At 30.8% G+C, this 321-nt stretch carries 1 pseudogene; it reads right to left on the reverse strand.

Annotated features, from left to right (window positions below):
* Nucleotides 1-321, reverse strand: a pseudogene (locus CAMP5118_RS08005) (hypothetical protein); the annotation flags it as partial.

Genomic DNA, 321 nt, shown 5'->3' on the forward strand with positions numbered 1-321 from the left:
CCCCCATAGATTTCTCCTACTAAGACAGCATTATAAGCTAATGGGGTATTTTTAGTATCTACTTTTAATCCTAATTTTATCCCATTGATTATCAAGGAATTATTACTTACTTCATAGCTTTGATTGTTATTTACATCTACGAAAGCTCCTCCAAAATGCGCCCATGATAATGTAGAATAAGAATCTGTTGGACCATGTACTAATAAAGAAGCTCCATCTAAAATAACCTTATTATTTTTAGCATTGCCATTATAAGTAATCGCTCCTATTATATGAGTAGCCCTTTCATCAAATTCTAATTCTCCAAATATATTTTTTTTG

It is taken from the genome of Campylobacter sp. LMG 7929, from assembly GCF_024723595.1.
GTDB lineage: Bacteria > Campylobacterota > Campylobacteria > Campylobacterales > Campylobacteraceae > Campylobacter_D.